Genomic DNA, 22072 nt, shown 5'->3' on the forward strand with positions numbered 1-22072 from the left:
ATCTGTGACGCTCTGCTTAGTTGTGAGCGTGCAGCGCTTCGTTCAGTTCGATCGCCGATTTGTGGGTTTTGCATTCCACGGCACCGGTTTCCGAATTGCGGCGGAACAGTAGGTCAGGTTGACCGGCCAGTTCACGGGCCTTCACGACTTTGACGAGCTTGTTGTGCTCGTCCAGCAGCGCCACTTTGGTGCCGGCGGTCACGTACAGGCCCGATTCAACGGTGTTACGGTCGCCCAACGGGATACCGATACCGGCGTTGGCGCCGATCAGGCAGCCTTCGCCAACCTTGATCACGATGTTGCCACCGCCCGACAGGGTGCCCATGGTCGAGCAACCGCCGCCCAGGTCCGAACCCTTGCCGACGAAGACACCCGCGGAAACGCGGCCTTCGATCATGCCCGGGCCTTCGGTGCCAGCGTTGAAGTTGACGAAACCTTCATGCATCACGGTGGTGCCTTCGCCCACATAAGCGCCCAGACGCAGACGCGCCGCGTCAGCGATGCGCACACCGGCCGGAACCACGTAGTCGGTCATTTTCGGGAACTTGTCCACCGAGAACACTTCCAGCAGCTCGCCGCGCAGGCGGGCTTCCAGTTGGCGCTCGGCCAGTTCGGCGAGGTCGATCGCGCCCTGGCTGGTCCAGGCCACGTTCGGCAGCAGCGGGAACACGCCGGCCAGATTCAGGCCGTGCGGCTTGACCAGACGATGGGACAGCAGGTGCAGCTTGAGGTAAGCCTCAGGCGTCGAAGTCAGTTGCGCGTCTTCAGCCAGAATGGTCGCGACGAGTGGCTTGTGGCTCTCGGCCAGACGGGTCAACAAGGCAGCCTGGGCGGCATCGACGCCCTTGACGGCTTCAGCCAGTTGCGAGGCCTGAGCATTACTGAACGCGATGGCCTGATTGCCTTCGGTGTAGCCCAGAACGGGCGCGATGGCCGCAATCAGTTCGGCCGACGGGTTGAGCAATGGCTGTGCGTAAAACACTTCCAGCCATGCGCCTTGACGGTTTTGAGTGCCGACACCAAAGGCCAGGCTGAACAGGGTAGTGGACATGTGAATACCTCTAACAAAATTGAACGGGCGGGCTTACTTGAGCGCTGCCGCGTAGATATCTGGCTTGAAGCCAATCAGGGTTCGGTCACCGAGATCGAGCACCGGGCGCTTGATCATCGAGGGTTGCGCGAGCATCAGTTCGATGGCTTTCGGCTGGTCGAGATCGGCTTTGCGTTCGTCGTCGAGCTTGCGAAAGGTCGTACCTGCACGGTTCAACACCACTTGCCAGCCGTGCTCGTCGCACCATTGGGTCAGGTGTTCACGGTCGATTCCGGCCGTTTTGTAATCATGAAAGTCATAGCTGACAGCGTGTTCATCGAGCCAGGTGCGCGCCTTTTTCATGGTGTCGCAGGCTTTGATACCGAAAAGGTGCAACGTTTTTCTTGAAACGGTCAAGGAATTGCCTCCTTTGCAGATGCTGGAAAAAAAGGTGAAGGATTATGCCATGACCAGACGGTTTCGCGTCGGCCTTGGTCGGGTTTGTCATGTAGGAGCCGAGCTTGCTCGCGATGAACCTGAGAACACCGCAGGGTGACAGGCTTGTAGCGTTATCGTTAACGACCATCGCGAGCAAGCTCGGCTCCTACAGGGGGGCGGTGTTTCATGGTCGCGTGCGACATAGGTGGAAGGGGCAGGGATCAGTCCAGGCGGCTGATATGGCGCGATCCTTCGGATTACCGGGCGCAAAACCGCCGATTACGTTTGAAGGTGCTGCGGGCGCAACGCCTGGAGATGTACACGCTCAGCGTCATCACCAGATGGGTGATGACGTTGAGCTTTATTTAAGTGAGGCGAATCCGGGGACTCTCAATAATGTGAGCCATGGGTCGCAGATCAACCCGTTCTCAGGGGTGCTCACAAGAGCCGCCGTCATGTGAATGGGGAATCGGATAGAGGATTAGAATGACGCGTTTATCCTCGTTACTTATTTCTGTATTCATCGGGACTTCGAATTTTCCATCCGTGAGTTCTTTTTCGACCGGATAATGCATGATGGATGTTTTGTCGTAAGCGCCAACGAGTATGTCGTCGATTTCCAACGGTGTAAACTTATTGAGGTCTACTTCTGCTTTGCTCATGCCGTATTTTACGGCGTACTCTTCATAGACTTTTTCTTTGTTCCACGGAATATTTGCATCGAGGTGCAAGTGTTCATGATGCAAACCCAATGCATGACCGAATTCATGCAGAACAACTGCTCTGAAGTCGAAGTCTGATTGTATTGCTTTGATAAGCATCGTCGGTTGACCCGCTTTAAATAATAGTGCGTCAGTGCCAATAACTGAGCCGTTGCTTTGAGCATTTGTTTGGATCTTGATGTCGCCATTGTTCCCATCAATAAACTTGAACGTCAAACTGACATAGGGTTCCCATTCCCGGATCAACGCTTTAATCGCTTCCTTTAGTGACTCGGAAGGACCGCCTAAAAACGAAATGGTCAATTCGCGGGAGGGGTTCCATAGCTGTTTGTACATCGCGACCGCACGCGTTGAGATGCCGCCAGGCAACGCATTGTCGGGGTTCTCGGCGACGGCTATTTGATAGGACCCTTGTGGGTTTGCAGTTTTCAGAATCATGCAGGGTTTATGATTGCACATGTTCAATATCCTTTTGAATTGATTGCCAGGGAAGTTATGGATAAGTCCGACGCATGAACGCGATGTCTCCTTCGCTGATGTTCCAGTTTTCAGATTGATGCCAGTCGCCCACGGTGAGTTCGTTGAAGACTTGATAGTGCATCACTGATTTTCGGTCGTAGGGTGCGTAGGTGCGACCGGGCACGCGCTCAAGGGGAAAAACATTCGCGTCAACTTGCGCTTTGGAGTAGCCAGCAGAATTCGCGAAATGGACATAGGCTTTTTCCCGGTCCCAAGGTATTCCCGCATCAGGATGTTGATGCTCATGATGCAGTCCTAGCGCATGGCCGAATTCATGTATGACGGTGAACTCGAAGCGGGAAGAAGTAATGTTGGTTCCCAATGTCATCGAGGGGTTGTGAGGGTGCCCCGTGAGTGAGTCGGTCCCTATTGCTGAACTGCCAGCGTCGTCAAGTCGTGGCTGGAAATCGACCCGGATATCACCCAGGAACTCATCGGAGTTGAAAATGTCCTCTTCATCCATTTCAATGAATTCGAATTTTAGATTAATGTAAGGCAGCCATTTGCTAGCGCCTTTTTTTACGGCTTCAAATGAATGTTCATCGAAGCTGTAAACGAGAATTTTCAACGTTCTACCGGGGGTCCAGTACTTGGTGTGTTCACCGACGCTTCTTTTATTTCGACCGCCGCTGTTTATCGCTCCGTTACTGGGGCGTTCGTTGACTGCAGCAGTATAAGAGGCTAGCGAGTCTGAAGTTTTAATAATGCTGCAGTATTGATGTTGGCTCATGTATTGCCGTCCTTGGTTTTGGTTTGGTGTATGGATTTGACGTGGGACTGGTCATACTTGTTTGATCAAAGCGTGGCGGGAAAAGGATAAGCCTCGGCCATGAACGCTTTATCCTTTTGACTGAGGACAAGATTAAGATCGATTTTGAAGTCGCCTTCGGTCCAGTCCTGGCGCACGGCATAGTGCATGATCGACTGCGGGTCGTAAGGTGAGTAAACCACTTCGCTGGCGTCAAGAAGGTTGAAGTAGCGTTCGTCAACGCTGCGACGCGCGTAGTCGTCCTCATCCGCATCTTCATCCACGTCATGGGCCGCGTAAACTGCCCGTTTGTTCCAGGGAATGTTCGACTCGGGATGCAGGTGTTCATGTTCTGCGCCCAGTACATGGCCAAATTCGTGCATGGCATTGGCGATGAAAAATTTTAAGGAAAGGTGGTGGTCCGGTGACAGACGCATGGTTGGGAGGCTCTGATCGGTCTCGATCAAGGCGTTGGTGCCAATATAAGACCAGTACACGCCTGGTTCGCTCTTGATGCGGATATCACCGACTTCACCTTCGACGAAATCGAACTTCAGGTTCACGTATGGCAACCAGTTACTCGCCGCAGTCTTGACGGCGTCCTTAAAGCTTTGATCGCCGTTCAGAAATGCAATGCGCAATGTGCGGCCCGGAGCCCAGAAGTTTGTGTGCTTGCCGGCTGCCCGCTTTTTACGACCGGTTACAGAGATTCCGCGATTCGCAGGATTTTCGGCGATGGCAGCGTCGTAAGAAGCTTGAATATCTTCTGGTTTTTTGATGAAGCAATAAGACGGGTTAGTCATATATATACATCCGTGTATTATTGGATTTGATTTTTATTTGGTTATGTTTGCTTAGGGTAGATCTTGCGCATCAATTTCTATCGCTCTGACTGATTGTTTTATTTTTATCCACGAACCAGTCGCCTGTGGTCAGTTCGTTGGGAACCATATAATGCATGATCGATGTCGGGTCATAGGGGGTGGTTCGATTGTTTGTTGTTTCCAGTTTTCTGAATAAGTTGTGGTCGACTTCTTCCTTGGACCAATTGTAATTCGTCAGGTAGTGGTGATAGACGAGCGGCTTGTTCCATGGAATGTCGGATTTGGGGTGTTGATGTTCATGTTCCATCCCCAGTGCATGTCCGAACTCGTGCAAAACGGCACTTTCGAACCCCGGATGTGACAGGTCGGTGCCAATGTTCATCGTATTCTCGCCAGGACCGCGCAGGGTGGCATCGGTACCAATGGCTGAATAGTTCAAAGGCGCTTCCATGGTGATTCTAATATCACCCTCAGCACCGCTTGCGAACTCCAGAGTCAGGTTGATGGAGGGCTGCCACTGCTTGATGGCTGCTATCGCCGCTTGGCGGTGTGCATTGGAGGGCGGGTTGAGAAAGGCGATTTTAAGCGTCCTGTCACGGGCCCAAAATTTACTATGAGTGGCGACACCGCGTTTTTGTCTGCCCCCAGTATCAGAGACGGTTTTATTGTCAGGGTTTTCATTGATGGCAGCTTCATAAGAGGCTTGCTCGTCAAAGTTGCTGATAACTTTGCATGGGTGTGGATGAGGCATTACTGCGCTCCTTGTTAGAACTTATAGGTTTGGTAATAAGTCGTGGTTCTAACTGGAGAGTAGTTATGTATGTGGTGGGGCGTAAAGTTGCTATTTGTTAGTTGTCGTTACGCTGAGAAGTTTATGCCTGCACTGCGTTGCACAGTGCAGGCAAGTTTCGAGTTACTTGTGGCGAGTTATAAAGTTGCGAATCCGCTCTGCCGCTTCAACGCATTCCGATAGCGGCGCAACCAGCGCCATGCGCACTCGACCGGCCCCCGGATTGGCACCGTCAACCTCACGGGAAAGGTAGGAGCCCGGCACTACGGTCACGTGTTCTTCAACAAAAAGATCGCGGCAGAACGCCTCGTCATCGCCTTCAACATTGGGCCACAAGTAAAAACCGCCATCCGGACGTTGCACATCCATGACCGGACCAAGGATTTCCAGCACCGCGTCATACTTCTCGCGATACAGCGCACGGTTGGCGCGTACATGCACTTCGTCATTCCATGCCGCGACGCTGGCCAGCTGAGTCTGAACCGGCATCGCGCAGCCGTGATAAGTGCGATACAGCAGGAAGCCTTTGAGTATCTCGGCATCACCCGCAACAAAACCCGAACGCAGGCCAGGCAGGTTGGAACGCTTGGACAGGCTGTGGAACACCACGCAGCGCTTGAAATCCTTGCGGCCCAGTTCCACGCAGGCGCTGAGCAGGCCGGCGGGCGGGGTTTGTTCGTTGAAATACAGTTCGCTGTAGCACTCGTCCGCAGCGATCACGAAGTCGAATTCGTCGGCGAGGGCGATGAGCTTTTTCAGAGTATCGACAGGGATCAGCGCGCCGGTCGGGTTGCCCGGCGAGCACAGGAACAGGATCTGGCAGCGTTTCCAGATGTCGGGGGAAACCGCATCGAAATCCGGGTTGAAACCGTTTTCGTCCAGGCACGGCAGGTAATGCGGCTTGGCGCCGGCGAGGAACGCTGCACCTTCATAGATCTGATAGAACGGGTTCGGGCTGACCACCAGTGCATCGTCGCCACGGTTGACCACGGTCTGGGTGAAAGCGAACAGTGCTTCGCGGGTGCCGTTTACCGGCAGCACGTTGCGCGCCGGGTCGAGCCAGCCGCCAGGGACGTTGAAGCGGCGGTCGCACCAGGCGGCGATGGCTTCACGCAGGGCTGGAATACCCAGAGTGGTCGGATAAACGGCCATCTGATCCAGATTGCTTGCCAGGGCTTCGGCGACAAAGCTTGGCGAACGGTGCTTCGGCTCGCCGATGGACAGTGCGATAGGGCGTTTGTCCGGGTTTGGCGTGACGCTGCCGAGCAGGGCGCGGAGCTTCTCGAACGGGTAGGGCTGGAGCTGGGACAAAGCGTTGTTCATCGGTCGATCTCATTCGGTGTGGGAGCGGCGCTGGCCCCTGTAGGAGCGAGCTTGCTCGCGATGGTCGTCAACGATAACGCGTGCTTGCCATGGCAGCGCGGCGTATTTGAGTTCATCGCGAGCAAGCTCGCTCCTACAAAAGAGCGGGCCGTTGTTAATTCAGATACTGATTCGCGACAGTTTGATATCGGGTTCCTGGCTCACGCTCAGCTGTTCGACGATCGCATCCTGCAAACGGCTGCACAGCAACGGGTCGGACAATGGCTGGTTGTTCGCATCGGTAATGAAGAACACGTCTTCCACGCGCTCGCCGAGCGTCGCAATCTTGGCGTTCTGCAGCGACAGGTCGAACTCCAGGAAAATCGTGCCGATCCGCGCCAGCAGGCCAGGGCGATCCGGGGCGCTGAGCTCCAGCACGGTCACCGGGCGCTGGGCGTCGTTGTGGATCGTCACCTGTGGCGCAAAGGCGAAATGCTTGAGCTGACGCGGCACGCGACGCTGAATGATCGTCGGGTAGTCGTCCGGGTTGCGCAGGGCTTCGGTCAGGCCTTCGCGAATCTGTTTGACCCGCGCCGGGTTATCGCCGATCGAATCGCCGTCGGTGTCGAGCACGATGTAGGTGTCGAGGGTGAACTGGCTGCTGGACGTGATGACCCGGGCGTCGTGAATGTTCAGGTTCAACTGGTCCATCGCCGCCACGGTCACGGCGAAGAAGTCGTGCTGGTCCGGCGCATAGATGAAGATCTGCGTACCGCCCTCGAACTCGCGCTGGGTGGTTTCCTTGATCAGCACCAGCGGGCCGCCGTCGGCCGGCTGCTGCAGGATCGCGTCAGTGTGCCAGGCCACGTCGCCGGCGGTGTGACGCAGGAAATAGTCATCGCCCAATTGCGACCACAACTGCTCGACGTCGTCCGGATCGGTGCCGCCGCGTACCAGAATATCGAGGGCGGCGCTCTGGGTCTGGCGGATCTGCATTTCGCGATCCACCGGGTTTTCCAGGCCGCGACGCAACGCACGCTTGGTCTCGGTGTAGAGCTGGCGCAACAGGCTGGCGCGCCAGGAGTTCCACAGCGTCGGGTTGGTGGCGTTGATGTCGGCGACGGTCAGTACGTACAGGTAATCGAGGTGGGTTTCGTCACCGACGATCTGCGCGAAGTCGTGGATCACGTGCGGGTCGGACAAGTCCTTGCGCTGGGCAGTGGTCGACATCACCAGGTGGTTTTGTACCAGCCAAACGATCAGGCGGCTGTCCCACACGGGCAATTGGTGGCGCTGGCAGAAGGCCTCGGCATCCACCGCGCCGATTTCCGAGTGATCGCCATGCCGGCCTTTGCCGATGTCGTGGTACAGGCCGGCGAGGTAGATCAGCTCTGGCTTGGGCAGCTTGCCCATAAGCTTGCTGGCCAGCGGGAATTTTTCCGACACTTGCGTGTACTGCAACTTACGCAGGTGCTTGATCAGATTTAGCGTGTGCGCGTCGACTGTGTAGATGTGAAACAGGTCGTGCTGCATCTGCCCGACAATAAAGCCGAACTCCGGCAGGTAACGTCCGAGAATGCCATAACGGTTCATCCGCCGCAGGTTGCGGTGGATGCCGATCTTGCACTTGAACAGCTCGATGAACAGGCTGGTGTTGCGAATGTCGTTGCGGAAATCGTCGTCGATCAGATGGCGGTTTTCCCGCAGCAGACGAATGGTGTCGGCGCGCACACCTTTGATTTCCGGTTGCTGGGCCATCAGCACGAAGATCTCGAGCATGGCGAATGGCGTGCGGCGGAACACGTTGTCGTTGCGCGCTTCGATGTAACCGTCGTGCAACTGGAACCGCGAGTTGATCGGTTGCGGCGGCGCTTCATCTTCCGGCGCGAGGATGACTTCCTCGAAGTGCTGGATGATCAGGTCGCTGAGCTGAGCGATGCTCATGACCACCCGGTAATACTGCTGCATGAAGTTTTCGATGGCTTGCTTGGCGTCATCGCCCTGGAAACCCAGCAGGCCGGCAATCGAACGCTGGTGGTCGAACAGCAAGCGGTCTTCGGAGCGACCGGCGAGCATGTGCAGCGCATAACGAACTTTCCACAGGAATTCCTGGGAGGAGGCCAGCAAGGCGTTTTCACTCTCGACCAGGAAACCTTCACCGGCGAGGGCCCACAGGTTCAGGGTGCCGTATTCGCGCCGGGCCACCCACAGAATCGTCTGAATATCCCGTAGTCCGCCGGGCGAGCCTTTGACGTTGGGTTCCAGGTTGTATTCGGTGTCGTTGTACTTGTGGTGACGGGCCTTCTGTTCGGCGCGTTTGGCCAGAAAGAAGTCCTTGCTCGGCCACATGTGCGCGGTGCTGGTGACGTCGAGCATGCGCTGGCGCAAGCGCTCGGGGCCGCAGATGGTGCGGCTTTCCATCAGGTTGGTGACAACCGTCAGGTCGGCGCGGGCTTCTACCGCGCATTCATCGACGGAGCGAACGCTCTGACCGACTTCCAGGCCGATGTCCCACAACAGCGTCAGAAAACGCTCGATGGAATCACGGAAAACTTCGTGGTCGGCGCTGTCCAGCAGGATCAGCAGATCGATATCCGAGTAGGGGTGCAACTCGCCGCGACCGTAGCCACCGACCGCGACCAGCGCGATGTCGGCGTCTTCGCTCCAGTTAAATTGCTCCCAGGCCTTTTGCAGGATGTTGTCGACGAACCACGCGCGATCCTCGATCAGCCGGCGAATCTCGCGGCCGCTACGAAAGCGCGCGTCAAGGACCTCGCGAGCCTGGCGGATCGCCTTCTTGAAAGCTGCGATCGGGCTGGCCTTCAGGGCGAGTTCCGCCTGGAACTGGCCACGGTCGAAGAGTTCGGGATCCACCTGCGGCATTGATTGGCATTCCTATCTATCTAAAAGGCTGGGAGCGGCGCGGGTCGGATCAGGCCGAAACGCGCGGGATGGTGTCATCGCTGCGCAAGGTGAAGATCTCGTAACCGGTTTCGGTCACTGCCAGCGTGTGCTCCCACTGCGCCGACAACTTGCGGTCCTTGGTGATCGCGGTCCAGCCATCGCCCAACACCTTGGTGTCGGCCTTGCCCTGGTTGATCATCGGCTCGATGGTGAAGGTCATGCCTGCCTTCAATTCCATGCCGGTGCCGGCGCGGCCGTAATGCAGGATCTGCGGCTCTTCGTGGAACACCTTGCCGATGCCGTGGCCGCAGAACTCGCGAACCACCGAGAAACCGTTCTTTTCGGCGTGCTTCTGGATCACTTCACCGATGTCGCCCAGGCGGCAGCCGGGTTTGACGATTTCGATGGCCTTGTACATGCATTCCTGGGTCACTTGCGACAGGCGCTCGGCCCAGACCGGCACGGTGCCAACGTGGAACATGCGGCTGGTGTCGCCGTGGTAACCATCTTTGATCACGGTGACGTCGATGTTCACCGTGTCACCGTCCTTCAATGGCTTCTCGTTCGGAATGCCGTGGCAGACCACGTGGTTGATCGAGGTACAGATCGACTTCGGGTAGCCTTTGTAGTTGAGCGGGGCAGGAATGGCCTGCTGCACGTTGACGATGTAGTCGTGGCAGATGCGGTCCAGTTCTTCGGTGGTGATACCCGGCTTGACATGTTCAGCAATCATTTCCAGCACATCGGCGGCCAGTTTGCCGGCGACACGCATTTTTGCGATGTCCTCCGGGGTTTTGAGGGTGACGGTCATACAGGCTCTCTCTGCGCTCGATGGCGCTTGCTAACTCGGAATGGGCAATGTGCGATTGATCTTCGCCGCCCTGAAAAACGCGATTCTAACAGACGATCAGCGCAAATCTGAGCCTCTGTGCATCGCTTCTCTCTATAGATAGGCGCATTCTTGAGCGATTCCAAGGGCGTGGAAGAAGACGCGCGTCAGGAATCGAGAATCCGGGTTCCGTTTTTTGGAGTCTTGTGATATAAAATGCGCCGCTTTCCGGGGATGCCCCGAGAGGCTTAAATCCACACACGTGTCGACACGATGACCTGGGTGCCTTCAGCTGATGCTGCTGGTTGGTCATTGGGATACGTGGAGGCCAAACCCGACTTATTAAGGAACTATCATGTCCCAAGTCAACATGCGCGATATGCTGAAGGCCGGTGTGCACTTCGGTCACCAGACCCGTTACTGGAACCCGAAAATGGGTAAATACATTTTCGGCGCGCGTAACAAGATCCACATCATCAACCTTGAAAAAACCCTGCCAATGTTCAACGAAGCTCTGACTTTCGTAGAGCGTCTGGCCCAGGGCAAAAACAAGATTCTGTTCGTCGGCACCAAGCGTTCCGCTGGCAAGATCGTTGCTGAAGAAGCAGCACGTTGCGGTTCGCCGTACGTCGATCACCGCTGGTTGGGCGGCATGCTGACCAACTTCAAAACCATCCGTGCTTCCATCAAGCGTCTGCGTGACCTTGAAGTGCAAGCCGAAGACGGTACTTTCGCCAAGCTGACCAAGAAAGAAGCGCTGATGCGCACTCGCGATCTTGAGAAGCTCGATCGTTCCCTGGGTGGTATCAAGGACATGGGCGGTCTGCCAGACGCTTTGTTCGTTATCGACGTTGATCACGAGCGCATCGCGATCACCGAAGCCAACAAGCTGGGCATCCCGGTTATCGGCGTAGTCGATACCAACAGCAGCCCGGAAGGCGTTGACTACATCATCCCAGGCAACGATGACGCAATCCGCGCTATCCAGCTGTACATGGGTTCGATGGCTGACGCAGTAATCCGCGGTCGCAACCACGTTGCTGGCGGCACCGAGCAGTTCGTTGAAGAAGCTCCGGCAGCTGCAGCTGAGTAATTGACGCCCTGGCGTTGACTCAGTAAGCAAAAAGGGGGCTTGGCCCCCTTTTTGCCACCTCGAAAACCATTTGTCCGGTGGCGCACTTACAGCATCTGTAACTTGCAGCTGCTAACAAGGGTGGTTCGGGAAGAATTGAACGCCCGTTCGATCGGGTGGAATGGTTGAAAACCTATCCAAGAGGAATTTTGAAATGGCAGAGATTACTGCAGCGTTGGTAAAAGAACTGCGCGAGCGTACTGGCGAAGGCATGATGGACTGCAAAAAGGCCTTGACCAAGGCTGGCGGCGACATCGAAAAAGCCATTGATGACATGCGCGCTTCGGGCGCCATCAAGGCTGCCAAGAAAGCAGGCAACGTGGCTGCTGAAGGCGCTATCGCTCTGAAGGAAGACGGTAAATCCGCCGTTCTGCTGGAAGTGAACTCGCAGACCGACTTCCTGGCTCTGCAGGACGACTTCAAGGCATTTGTTGCGGGCAGCGTTGAAAAAGCGTTCGCTGACAAACTGACTGACGTCGCTCCGCTGATCGAAGCTCAAGAAGCCGATCGCCTGGTTCTGGTCGGCAAGGTTGGCGAAAACGTCAACATCCGTCGCCTGGCTCGCGTTGAAGGTGATGTTGTTGGTGGTTACCTGCACGGCAACAAGATCGGTGTTGCGGTTGTTCTGAAGGGCGGCGACGTTGAGCTGGCCAAAGACATCGCTATGCACGTAGCGGCCACCAACCCTGAATTCCTGCTGCCATCGGAAGTTTCCGCTGAAGCGGTCGAGCGTGAGAAGGGCGTGTTCCTGACCCTCAACGCTGACAAGATCGCCGGCAAGCCGGAAAACATCGTTGAAAACATGGTCAAAGGCCGTATCAGCAAGTTCCTGGCTGAAGCGAGCCTGGTTGAGCAGGCGTTCGTCAAGAACCCTGAAATCAAGGTCGGCGACCTGGCCAAGAAAGCCGGTGCTGAAATCGTTTCTTTCACCTACTTCAAAGTAGGCGAAGGCATCGAGAAGCCGGTCGACAACTTCGCTGAAGAAGTTGCTGCCCAGCTGGCTGCCGCCAAGCAATAAGACGGTTTTTAACTGTCGCCCTGAAGAGGCTGCCCGCTTACGCGCGCAGCCTCTTTTCAGATGGGGCACCAATTTTTTATTGGATTCCCTTTGGAACTGGCTTACAAAGCCATGTTCCGATGGCGCTGAAGCAGCGCCAAGCTAGAGTGAACGCCAGCTGTAAACAGCTCGCAAAGAATTTTTAAAATACGCCGCAGGAGAGATTCGCAATGGCTCAGCAGGGCAGTGGTTATCAGGCTCGCTATAAACGCATTCTACTCAAGCTTAGCGGCGAGGCCCTGATGGGCTCGGAAGAGTTCGGGATCGACCCGAAAGTTCTGGATCGCATGGCGCTGGAAGTCGGCCAACTGGTCGGCATCGGTGTTCAGGTCGGTCTGGTGATCGGCGGCGGCAACCTGTTCCGCGGTGCAGCGCTGAGCGCGGCCGGCATGGATCGGGTCACCGGCGACCACATGGGCATGCTGGCCACTGTGATGAACGCCCTGGCCATGCGCGATGCGCTGGAACGTGCCAATATCTCGGCCATCGTGATGTCGGCCATTTCCATGGTGGGTGTGACCGATCACTATGATCGCCGCAAAGCCATGCGCCACCTCAACTCCAAAGAAGTCGTGATCTTCGCGGCCGGTACTGGCAATCCGTTCTTCACCACGGATTCGGCAGCCTGCTTGCGTGCGATCGAAATCGACGCTGACGTCGTGCTGAAAGCGACCAAGGTCGATGGTGTCTACACCGCAGATCCATTCAAGGACCCGCATGCCGAGAAGTTCGATCATCTGACCTACGATGAAGTACTGGATCGCAAGCTGGGTGTGATGGATCTGACGGCCATTTGCCTGTGCCGCGACCACAAGATGCCGTTGCGCGTATTTAACATGAACAAGCCCGGCGCCCTGCTGAACATCGTGCATGGCGGCGCTGAAGGGACCCTGATCGAGGAAGGCCAACAATGATCAACGAAATCAAGAAAGACGCTAAAGAGCGTATGCAGAAATCCGTCGAGTCGCTGATGCACAACTTCGGCCGTATTCGTACCGGCCAGGCGCACCCGAGCATTCTGGAAGGCGTGATGGTGCCGTATTACGGTTCCGACACTCCGATCAAGCAAGTGGCGAACATCACCGTCAAAGACGCACGTACCCTGCAAGTCGTTGCCTTTGAGCGCAACATGCTGGGCGCTGTCGACAAAGCCATCGGTAGCGCGGGTCTGAACCTCAATCCGACCAACCTCGGTGAGTTGCTGCTGATCTCCATGCCGGCCCTGACCGAAGAAACCCGCAAGGGCTTCACCAAGCAGGCTCGCGATGTTGCTGAAGACGCTCGTGTTGCAGTGCGCAACATCCGTCGTGATGCGAACAGCCAGCTCAAGGATCTGGTCAAGGAAAAGGAAATCAGTGAAGACGAAGAGCGCCGCGCCACTGGCGAGATCGATGATCTGACCAAAAAGTACGTGGCTGAAATCGACGCGAATCTGGCGCAGAAAGAAAAAGACCTGATGGCCGTATAAGGGTCGCGTTTTCATGGAAAAGACCAAGCAGGGTGCGCCGTCCGCGGTGCCGCGCCATGTCGCGATCATCATGGATGGCAATAATCGCTGGGCGAAAAAACGCTTTATGCCGGGTGTCGCCGGGCATAAAGCGGGTGTGGATGCGGTTCGTGCAGTGATCGAGGTGTGTGCCGAGGCCAAGGTCGAGGTATTGACCCTGTTCGCCTTCTCCAGCGAGAACTGGCAGCGTCCGGCCGATGAGGTCAGTGCCTTGATGGACCTGTTCTTCAAGGCATTGCGTCGCGAGGCCAAGCGCCTGAACGAAAACAACATCAGTCTGCGCATCATTGGCGACCGTTCGCGTTTTCATCCAGAGCTTCAGGCGGCCATGCGCGAGGCTGAAGCCATGACGGCGGGCGCCAACCGCTTCGTTTTGCAGATCGCTGCCAATTACGGCGGTCAGTGGGACATCGCGCAAGCCGCGCAGTGTCTGGCGCGGGAAGTCCAGGCCGGCCATCTGCGTCCGGAAGACATTACCCCGGAACTGTTGCAAACCTGTCTGGCCACCGGCGACCTGCCGTTGCCGGATCTGTGCATTCGCACCGGTGGCGAGCACCGCATCAGTAACTTTCTGCTGTGGCAACTGGCCTACGCCGAGTTGTACTTCTCCGACCTGTTCTGGCCGGACTTCAAACACGACGCCATGCGCATCGCGCTGGCCGATTTCGCTTCTCGTCAGCGGCGCTTCGGTAAAACGAGCGAGCAGGTCGAGGCTGGAGCCCGGGTTTAATGCTTAAACAACGAATCATCACCGCGCTGATACTGCTGCCGATTGCCTTGTGCGGGTTTTTCCTGCTCGAAGGTTTCGGCTTCGCGCTGTTCATCGGGTTGGTCGTGACCCTCGGTGCCTGGGAATGGGCGCGTCTGGCAGGTTTCGCCGCTCAACCGATTCGCGTCGCCTACGCCGTAGTGGTCGCATTGATGCTGTTTTTCATGCACATCCTGCCGGGGCTTGCGCCTTGGGTGTTGGGCGCCTCGGCGCTGTGGTGGGGCGTGGCGACCTATCTGGTGCTGACCTATCCGCGCTCCAGCGAGCTTTGGTCCAGTGCCGCTTGCAAACTGGTGATCGGGCTGCTGATCCTGTTGCCGGCCTGGCAAGGTCTGGTGCAGATCAAGCAGGAGCCATTGGGCAACTGGTTGATCATGGCGGTGATGGTGCTGGTCTGGGGGGCCGATATCGGTGCCTACTTTTCCGGTCGGGCCTTCGGCAAGCGCAAACTTGCGCCGCTGGTCAGTCCCGGCAAGAGCTGGGAAGGCGTGTATGGCGGCCTGGCGCTGAGCCTGGTCATCACCGTGATTGTCGGCCTGGTTCGCGACTGGACGGTCGCCGAGCTTTTCAAAGGGTTGATCGGTGCGGCGATTATCGTGTTCATCTCGGTCGTGGGTGATCTCACCGAAAGCATGTTCAAGCGCCAGTCCGGGATCAAGGACAGCAGTAATCTGCTGCCAGGTCACGGCGGTGTGCTGGATCGCATCGACAGTCTGACGGCTGCGATCCCTGTATTTGCTGTGCTGTTGTGGATGGCGGCACCGTGAGCCGCCCACAGCAGATTACCGTTCTGGGCGCGACCGGTTCGATTGGCCTGAGCACGCTCGACGTCATTGCCCGTCATCCCGAGCGTTATCAGGTTTTTGCCCTGAGCGGCTTCACGCGTCTGAGCGAGTTGCATGCGCTTTGCATCCGTCATGTGCCGCGGTTCGCCGTAGTGCCGGAGCAGAGCGCCGCCCGGGTCTTGCAGGACGATTTGCGTGCAGCCGGTCTGTCGACTCGCGTGCTGGTGGGGGAGGAGGGCCTGTGTCAGGTCGCCTCCGATCCTGAAGTCGATACGGTCATGGCGGCCATCGTCGGTGCGGCGGGCTTGCGTCCGACCCTGGCGGCCGTTGAAGCCGGCAAGAAAATTCTCCTGGCCAACAAAGAAGCGCTGGTGATGTCCGGCGCGCTGTTCATGCAGGCCGTACGCAAAAGCGGTTCGGTGCTGCTGCCGATCGACAGCGAGCACAACGCGATTTTCCAGTGCATGCCGCAGGATTTTTCTCGTGGGCTCGGGGTGGTGGGGGTGCGTCGGATTTTGCTGACAGCCTCTGGCGGTCCGTTCCGACAGACACCCTTGGCCGAGCTGGTCGATGTTTCCCCTGAGCAAGCCTGTGCGCATCCGACCTGGTCCATGGGGCGCAAGATTTCCGTGGATTCGGCGAGCATGATGAACAAGGGGCTCGAGCTGATCGAGGCCTGCTGGCTGTTCGACGCCAAGCCGTCCCAGGTGGAAGTGGTGATTCACCCGCAGAGTGTGATTCATTCGCTGGTCGACTACATCGACGGTTCGGTATTGGCTCAGCTGGGAAATCCCGACATGCGCACGCCGATCGCCAACGCCCTGGCCTGGCCGGAGCGTATCGATTCGGGGGTTGCACCGCTGGACCTGTTCGCCATCGCACGTCTGGACTTCCAGGCGCCCGATGAAGAGCGTTTCCCTTGCCTTCGACTGGCGCGTCAGGCTGCCGAGGCGGGCAATAGTGCGCCAGCCATGCTCAATGCGGCAAATGAAGTGGCGGTCGCGGCCTTTCTCGACAGGCGGGTTCGCTATCTGGAAATCGCGAGTATCATCGAGGAAGTCTTGAATCTCGAGCCTGTGGTTGCGGTGGATGATCTCGAGGCAGTGTTCACGGCTGACGCGAAAGCGCGAGTCCTGGCCGGGCAATGGTTGAGTCGTCACGGGCGGTAAGTGCTGCAACACGTTGGCCCATGCAGCACTGGATAGGATTGCGGAGAAAGTAGATGAGCGCGCTCTATATGATTGTCGGCACCCTGGTAGCCCTGGGTGTGCTGGTCACCTTCCACGAATTCGGCCATTTCTGGGTCGCGCGTCGCTGTGGGGTCAAAGTGCTGCGCTTCTCCGTGGGCTTCGGCATGCCGTTGCTGCGTTGGCACGACAAGAAAGGTACTGAGTTCGTCGTTGCCGCGATTCCGCTGGGCGGCTACGTGAAGATGCTCGATGAGCGCGAAGGCGAAGTGCCAGCCGATCAGCTCGATCAGTCCTTCAACCGTAAATCCGTCCGCCAGCGTATTGCAATTGTGTCGGCGGGGCCGATTGCCAACTTTTTACTGGCGATGATTTTTTTCTGGGTGCTCGCGATGCTCGGCAGCGAGCAGGTGCGGCCAGTCATCGGTGCCGTCGAGTCCGGCAGTATCGCCGCCAAGGCCGGTTTGAGCCCGGGTCAGGAAATTGTCGCCATCGATGGTGAGCCGACTTCGGGCTGGGGCGCAGTCAATCTGCAGCTGGTTCGTCGCCTCGGCGAGAGCGGTTCCCTTCAGGTGCTGGTCCGCGAGCAGGGTTCCACAGCGGATTCGCCTCGTGAGCTGGTCCTGGATAAATGGCTCAAGGGCGCCGACGAGCCAGATCCGATTGGCTCGCTGGGTATCCGCCCCTGGCGTCCAGCGTTGCCGCCAGTTCTGGCTGAACTCGATCCGAAAGGCCCGGCACAGGCGGCTGGCCTGAAAACCGGTGACCGGTTGTTGGCACTGAATGGCAAGGCGCTCGATGACTGGCAGCAGGTGGTCGACACCGTCCGTATGCAACCGGATACCAAAATCATGCTGCGCGTCGAGCGCGATGGTGCTCAAATCGACGTCCCTGTGACGCTCGCTGCTCGCGGCGAGAAAAAATCGCCCAGTGGTTATCTTGGCGCCGGGGTGAAGGCAATCGATTGGCCGCCGGAGATGATTCGCGAGGTCAGTTACGGTCCTTTGGCAGCGATTGGCGAGGGGGCTCGACGCACTTGGACCATGAGCGTACTGACCCTCGATTCGCTCAAGAAAATGTTGTTCGGTGAGCTCTCGGTAAAAAACTTGAGTGGACCGATAACCATTGCTAAAGTGGCGGGCGCTTCTGCCCAGTCGGGCGTTGCTGATTTCCTGAATTTCCTTGCTTATCTTAGTATTAGCCTGGGGGTTCTGAATTTGTTGCCCATTCCTGTACTGGATGGGGGGCATTTGTTGTTTTATCTGATCGAGTGGGCGCGTGGTCGTCCCTTGTCGGATCGGGTGCAGGGTTGGGGGATACAGATCGGGATCAGTTTGGTGGTCGGGGTGATGTTGCTTGCTCTGGTCAATGATTTGGGCCGTCTGTAACACTTCGCTGAATTGCGAATCTGCCGCATTTTGCGGCAGTTTGTTTATTGCCAGTTGGAATAAGAAAGGACTTCATGAAACGTCTGCTGCTAACTGCGGTTCTCACCGTATTGATGATCGCCGAAGTTCACGCCGAGTCCTTCACTATCTCTGATATTCGCGTCAATGGCCTCCAGCGGGTCTCCGCGGGTAGCGTCTTTGGTGCCTTGCCGTTGAACGTCGGTGAACAGGCGGATGATCGTCGCCTGGTGGAATCCACTCGTGCGCTGTTCAAAACCGGGTTCTTTCAAGATATCCAGCTGGGCCGCGATGGCAATGTTCTTGTCATTACGGTAGTCGAGCGCCCGTCAGTCGCCAGTATCGAGATCGAGGGCAACAAGGCGATCTCCACTGAAGACCTGATGAAAGGCCTCAAACAATCCGGTCTGGCCGAAGGCGAGATCTTCCAGCGTGCCACGCTCGAAGGTGTGCGTAACGAGCTGCAGCGCCAGTACGTCGCGCAGGGTCGCTACTCGGCTACCGTCGACACCGAAGTGGTGCCGCAGCCGCGCAACCGCGTCGGCCTGAAGGTCAACATCAACGAAGGCACCGTCGCTGCTATCCAGCACATCAACGTGGTGGGTAACACGGTCTTCCCTGATGAAGACCTGATCGACCTGTTCGAACTCAAGACCACCAACTGGTTGTCGTTCTTCAAGAACGACGACAAGTACGCTCGTGAAAAGCTTTCCGGTGACTTGGAGCGTCTGCGTTCCTACTACCTGGACCGTGGCTATATCAACATGGATATCGCTTCGACCCAGGTGTCCATCACCCCGGACAAGAAACACGTCTACATCACCGTCAACGTCAACGAAGGCGAGAAGTACACCGTTCGTGACGTCAAGCTGAGCGGCGACCTGAAAGTCCCTGAGGACCAGGTCAAGTCGTTGCTGCTGGTGCAGAAAGGCCAGGTGTTCTCGCGCAAGCTGATGACTACCACGTCCGAACTGATCACCCGTCGTCTGGGTAACGAGGGCTACACCTTCGCCAACGTCAACGGCGTGCCTCAGCCGCACGATGAAGACCACACCGTCGACATCACCTTCGCTGTCGATCCGGGCAAGCGTGCTTACGTCAACCGCATCAACTTCCGTGGCAACACCAAGTCCGAAGACGAAGTGCTGCGTCGTGAAATGCGTCAGATGGAAGGTGGCTGGGCTTCGACTTACCTGATCGACCAGTCCAAGACCCGTCTTGAACGTCTGGGCTTCTTCAAGGAAGTCAACGTCGAAACCCCGGCCGTTCCAGGTGTCGATGACCAGGTTGACGTGAACTACAGCGTTGAAGAACAAGCTTCCGGTTCGATTACCGCCAGCGTCGGCTTTGCACAGAGTGCCGGTCTGATCCTCGGTGGTTCGATCACCCAGAACAACTTCCTGGGTACCGGTAACAAGGTCAGCGTCGGCCTGACCCGCAGTGAATACCAGAGCCGCTATAACTTCGGTTATGTCGACCCCTACTGGACTGCTGACGGCGTTAGCCTGGGCTACAACGCGTTCTATCGCACCACTGACTATGACGATCTCGATGTCGACGTAGCCAGCTATGCGGTAGACAGTCTGGGTGCGGGCGTGAGCGTCGGTTACCCGATCAGTGAAACGTCGCGTCTGACCTTCGGCCTGACCGCGCAACAGGACAAGATCAAAACCGGCCTGTACACCGTTGACGAGATCTTCGACTTCGTTAACAAGGAAGGCGACAACTACCTGAACTTCAAGGCTTCGGCCGGTTGGTCCGAATCGACCCTGAACAAGGGCGTCCTGGCGACCCGTGGTCATTCCCAAAGCCTGGTGCTGGAAACCACGACGCCGGGCAGTGACCTGTCGTTCTTCAAACTCGACTATCGTGGCCAGTTGTTCCAGCCATTGTCTGATAGCTACACCGTGCGTCTGCACACCGAGCTGGGCTATGGCGACGGCTACGGTTCGACCGATGGCTTGCCGTTCTATGAAAACTACTATGCTGGTGGTTTCAACTCGGTTCGTGGCTTCAAGGACAGCACCCTGGGCCCGCGCAGTACGCCTAGCCGTGGCACGAACCCGGGGACCGCGTTCGATCCGGACCAGGACCCACTGCCATTTGGTGGCAACGTCCTGATACAGGGTGGTGCAGAGCTTCTGTTCCCTCTGCCGTTCGTCAAGGATCAGCGCTCCCTGCGTACCTCGGTATTCTGGGATGTGGGTAACGTTTTTGACTCGCAGTGCAAGGACACCACCAACGCAAACGGTTCGTCGTCCAATACCAAGTGCAACGACATCAGCCTGAGCAACATGGCCAGCTCTGTCGGTGTCGGTGTGACATGGGTTACCGCACTGGGTCCTCTGAGTTTCGCGTTGGCCATGCCAATCAAGAAACCGGATGAGGCTGAAACTCAAGTGTTCCAATTCTCCCTCGGCCAGACGTTCTAAGCGTCTGACCCAAGATAATGACAATGGATTTTGTAGGAGTGCATCGTGCGTAAGTTGACTCAATTGGTTCTCCTGGCGACCGTACTGGTCGCAGGTCCGGCTTTTGCCGATATGAAAATCGCCGTTCTGAACTATCAGATGGCTCTGCTGGAATCCGACGCGGCCAAGAAATACGCCGTGGATGCCGAGAAGAAGTTCGGTCCGCAACTGACCAAACTCAAGTCCCTGGAAAGCAGTGCCAAGGGTATTCAGGACCGTCTGATGGCAGGCGGCGACAAGATGCAGCAAGGCGAGCGTGAGCGTCTGGAGCTTGAATTCAAGCAAAAGGCCCGTGACTTCCAGTTCCAGTCCAAGGAACTGAACGAAGCCAAAGCCGTTGCTGACCGTGAAATGTTGAAGCAGCTCAAGCCGAAGCTGGACAGTGCTGTGGAAGAAGTCATCAAGAAAGGTGCTTTTGACCTGGTCTTCGAGCGTGGCGCAGTGATTGATGTCAAACCTCAGTACGACATCACTCGCCAGGTTATCGAGCGCATGAATCAGCTGAAGTAATCCATGACAGCGACCATAAAACTCGGCCAGTTGGCCGAGTTCCTCGGCGCCACCCTGCGTGGCGACCCGGAGAAGGAAATTACTGGGCTAGCCACTTTGCAAGAGGCTGGCCCAGCTCAGTTGAGCTTTCTGGCAAATCCTCAATACCGAAAATACCTGGCCGACAGCCGGGCTGCAGCCTTGTTGCTGAAAGCCGCTGACGCCGAGGGTTTTTCCGGTGATGCGCTGGTCGTGCCCGACCCTTACCTGGCCTATGCACGTGTTTCCCACCTGTTCGACCCCAAGCCCAAGGCGGCTGCCGGTGTTCATCCGACAGCGGTAGTGGCGGCGGACGCGGTGGTCGATCCGGCGGCGAGTATCGGTGCATTTGTGGTCATCGAAAGCGGGGCGCGAGTTCATGCCGGTACGACCATCGGCGCGCACTGCTTCATCGGCGCCCGTAGCGTCATTGGCGAAGGTGGCTGGCTCGCACCGCGCGTCACGCTGTATCACGACGTGCGCATCGGCAAGCGGGTGGTGATTCAATCCGGTGCGGTACTGGGTGGCGAAGGCTTCGGCTTTGCCAACGAGAAAGGCATTTGGCAGAAAATCGCCCAGATCGGTGGTGTTCTTGTCGGTGACGATGTGGAGATCGGCGTGAATACCGCCATCGACCGCGGTGCGCTGGCCGATACCGTCATCGGTAATGGCGTCAAGCTCGACAATCAGATTCAGATCGCTCACAACGTCCAGGTCGGTGATCACACCGCCATGGCCGCGTGCGTGGGGATTTCCGGCAGCACCAAAATCGGCAAGCATTGCATGCTCGCCGGTGGCGTAGGGCTGGTGGGGCATATCGAAATTTGCGACAAGGTTTTCATTACCGGGATGACCATGGTGACCCACTCGATTACCGAGCCGGGTTCCTACTCTTCCGGAACGGCCATGCAACCGGCTGCCGAATGGCGCAAAAGCGCGGCACGTATCCGTCAGCTCGATGACATCGCGCGGCGGCTACGACAGCTGGAAAAGCGCGTTGGGGACGTGACCCCTGACGGTAATGCTTCATCAGATGGCTGATACCATTTCCATATCAAGTGTGCACAGCCACTAGACTGCCTCCTTGATTTGCTAGAGAAACGCGCGTCAGTCGCGCGTTTCCA

At 57.1% G+C, this 22072-nt stretch carries 20 protein-coding genes; 11 read left to right on the forward strand and 9 right to left on the reverse strand.

Translation table 11 applies throughout. The features are described 5' to 3' along the window. Positions 1-16 precede the first annotated feature (16 nt). From dapD to map, 9 genes are all read right to left on the reverse strand, one after another. The gene (gene dapD / locus ACA073_RS05615; RefSeq protein ID WP_497402231.1) at positions 17-1051 is read right to left on the reverse strand and encodes a 2,3,4,5-tetrahydropyridine-2,6-dicarboxylate N-succinyltransferase; all 1035 of its coding nucleotides are present in this window, start codon (positions 1049-1051) and stop codon (positions 17-19) included. Between the two features lie 33 nt (positions 1052-1084). Beyond that, complete coding sequence (locus ACA073_RS05620) at positions 1085-1393, reverse strand: arsenate reductase (protein ID WP_231986532.1); 309 nt, start codon at positions 1391-1393, stop codon at positions 1085-1087. Between the two features lie 503 nt (positions 1394-1896). After that, a complete protein-coding gene (locus ACA073_RS05625) occupies positions 1897-2649 on the reverse strand; it encodes a M12 family metallopeptidase (protein WP_497402233.1) in 753 nt (250 codons plus the stop codon). Between the two features lie 34 nt (positions 2650-2683). Continuing rightward, positions 2684-3439: a M12 family metallopeptidase gene (locus tag ACA073_RS05630; protein WP_497402235.1), complete on the reverse strand. Its 756-nt coding sequence runs from the start codon at positions 3437-3439 to the stop codon at positions 2684-2686. A 65-nt stretch (positions 3440-3504) separates the two neighbouring features. After that, positions 3505-4260 carry a zinc metalloprotease gene (locus ACA073_RS05635; RefSeq protein ID WP_497402237.1) on the reverse strand — a complete coding sequence of 252 codons (756 nt, stop codon included), beginning with the start codon at positions 4258-4260 and terminating at the stop codon, positions 3505-3507. A gap of 70 nt (positions 4261-4330) precedes the next feature. Beyond that, the gene (locus tag ACA073_RS05640; RefSeq protein WP_497402239.1) at positions 4331-5032 is read right to left on the reverse strand and encodes a M12 family metallopeptidase; all 702 of its coding nucleotides are present in this window, start codon (positions 5030-5032) and stop codon (positions 4331-4333) included. Positions 5033-5194: 162 nt separating this feature from the next. Beyond that, a complete protein-coding gene (gene dapC, locus ACA073_RS05645) occupies positions 5195-6394 on the reverse strand; it encodes a succinyldiaminopimelate transaminase (protein ID WP_497402241.1) in 1200 nt (399 codons plus the stop codon). Between the two features lie 159 nt (positions 6395-6553). After that, positions 6554-9256, reverse strand: coding sequence for a [protein-PII] uridylyltransferase (locus ACA073_RS05650; RefSeq protein WP_497402243.1), 2703 nt, complete (start codon positions 9254-9256; stop codon positions 6554-6556). Between the two features lie 49 nt (positions 9257-9305). Continuing rightward, positions 9306-10088, reverse strand: a complete 783-nt coding sequence (map, locus tag ACA073_RS05655) for a type I methionyl aminopeptidase (RefSeq protein ID WP_497402245.1) — start codon at positions 10086-10088, stop codon at positions 9306-9308. Positions 10089-10461: 373 nt separating this feature from the next. Here map and rpsB point away from each other — a divergent pair, with 373 nt between their 5' ends. The 11 genes from rpsB to lpxD all read left to right on the forward strand — a co-directional run bounded on the left by rpsB (position 10462) and on the right by lpxD (position 21989). Next, positions 10462-11199, forward strand: a complete 738-nt coding sequence (gene rpsB / locus ACA073_RS05660; RefSeq protein ID WP_007907989.1) for a 30S ribosomal protein S2 — start codon at positions 10462-10464, stop codon at positions 11197-11199. A 193-nt stretch (positions 11200-11392) separates the two neighbouring features. Then, the gene (tsf, locus tag ACA073_RS05665) at positions 11393-12256 is read left to right on the forward strand and encodes a translation elongation factor Ts (RefSeq protein WP_461951625.1); all 864 of its coding nucleotides are present in this window, start codon (positions 11393-11395) and stop codon (positions 12254-12256) included. 209 nt (positions 12257-12465) lie between these two features. Next, positions 12466-13209, forward strand: coding sequence for a UMP kinase (gene pyrH, locus ACA073_RS05670; RefSeq protein WP_003189161.1), 744 nt, complete (start codon positions 12466-12468; stop codon positions 13207-13209). Then, the gene (frr, locus tag ACA073_RS05675) at positions 13206-13763 is read left to right on the forward strand and encodes a ribosome recycling factor (RefSeq protein ID WP_008028968.1); all 558 of its coding nucleotides are present in this window, start codon (positions 13206-13208) and stop codon (positions 13761-13763) included. Before pyrH ends, frr begins: the two co-directional genes overlap by 4 nt. A gap of 13 nt (positions 13764-13776) precedes the next feature. Next, positions 13777-14532: a polyprenyl diphosphate synthase gene (gene uppS / locus ACA073_RS05680; protein WP_497402248.1), complete on the forward strand. Its 756-nt coding sequence runs from the start codon at positions 13777-13779 to the stop codon at positions 14530-14532. Next, entirely contained in the window at positions 14532-15338 is an 807-nt protein-coding gene (locus ACA073_RS05685) for a phosphatidate cytidylyltransferase (protein WP_497402250.1), read from the forward strand. The genes uppS and ACA073_RS05685 overlap by 1 nt, the downstream gene beginning before the upstream one ends. Then, entirely contained in the window at positions 15335-16525 is a 1191-nt protein-coding gene (gene ispC / locus ACA073_RS05690) for a 1-deoxy-D-xylulose-5-phosphate reductoisomerase (protein WP_497402252.1), read from the forward strand. Before ACA073_RS05685 ends, ispC begins: the two co-directional genes overlap by 4 nt. A 53-nt stretch (positions 16526-16578) precedes the next feature. Beyond that, a complete protein-coding gene (rseP, locus tag ACA073_RS05695) occupies positions 16579-17931 on the forward strand; it encodes a sigma E protease regulator RseP (RefSeq protein WP_497402254.1) in 1353 nt (450 codons plus the stop codon). A gap of 74 nt (positions 17932-18005) precedes the next feature. After that, positions 18006-20381 (forward strand): outer membrane protein assembly factor BamA, encoded by a 2376-nt coding sequence (gene bamA, locus ACA073_RS05700; RefSeq protein ID WP_497402256.1) that lies wholly within the window; start codon positions 18006-18008, stop codon positions 20379-20381. Positions 20382-20426: 45 nt separating this feature from the next. Then, complete coding sequence (locus ACA073_RS05705; RefSeq protein ID WP_007907155.1) at positions 20427-20930, forward strand: OmpH/Skp family outer membrane protein; 504 nt, start codon at positions 20427-20429, stop codon at positions 20928-20930. A 3-nt stretch (positions 20931-20933) separates the two neighbouring features. Further along, positions 20934-21989 carry a UDP-3-O-(3-hydroxymyristoyl)glucosamine N-acyltransferase gene (gene lpxD / locus ACA073_RS05710; protein ID WP_497402258.1) on the forward strand — a complete coding sequence of 352 codons (1056 nt, stop codon included), beginning with the start codon at positions 20934-20936 and terminating at the stop codon, positions 21987-21989. Positions 21990-22072 lie beyond the last annotated feature (83 nt).

It is taken from the genome of Pseudomonas sp. LBUM1670 (assembly GCF_059695695.1).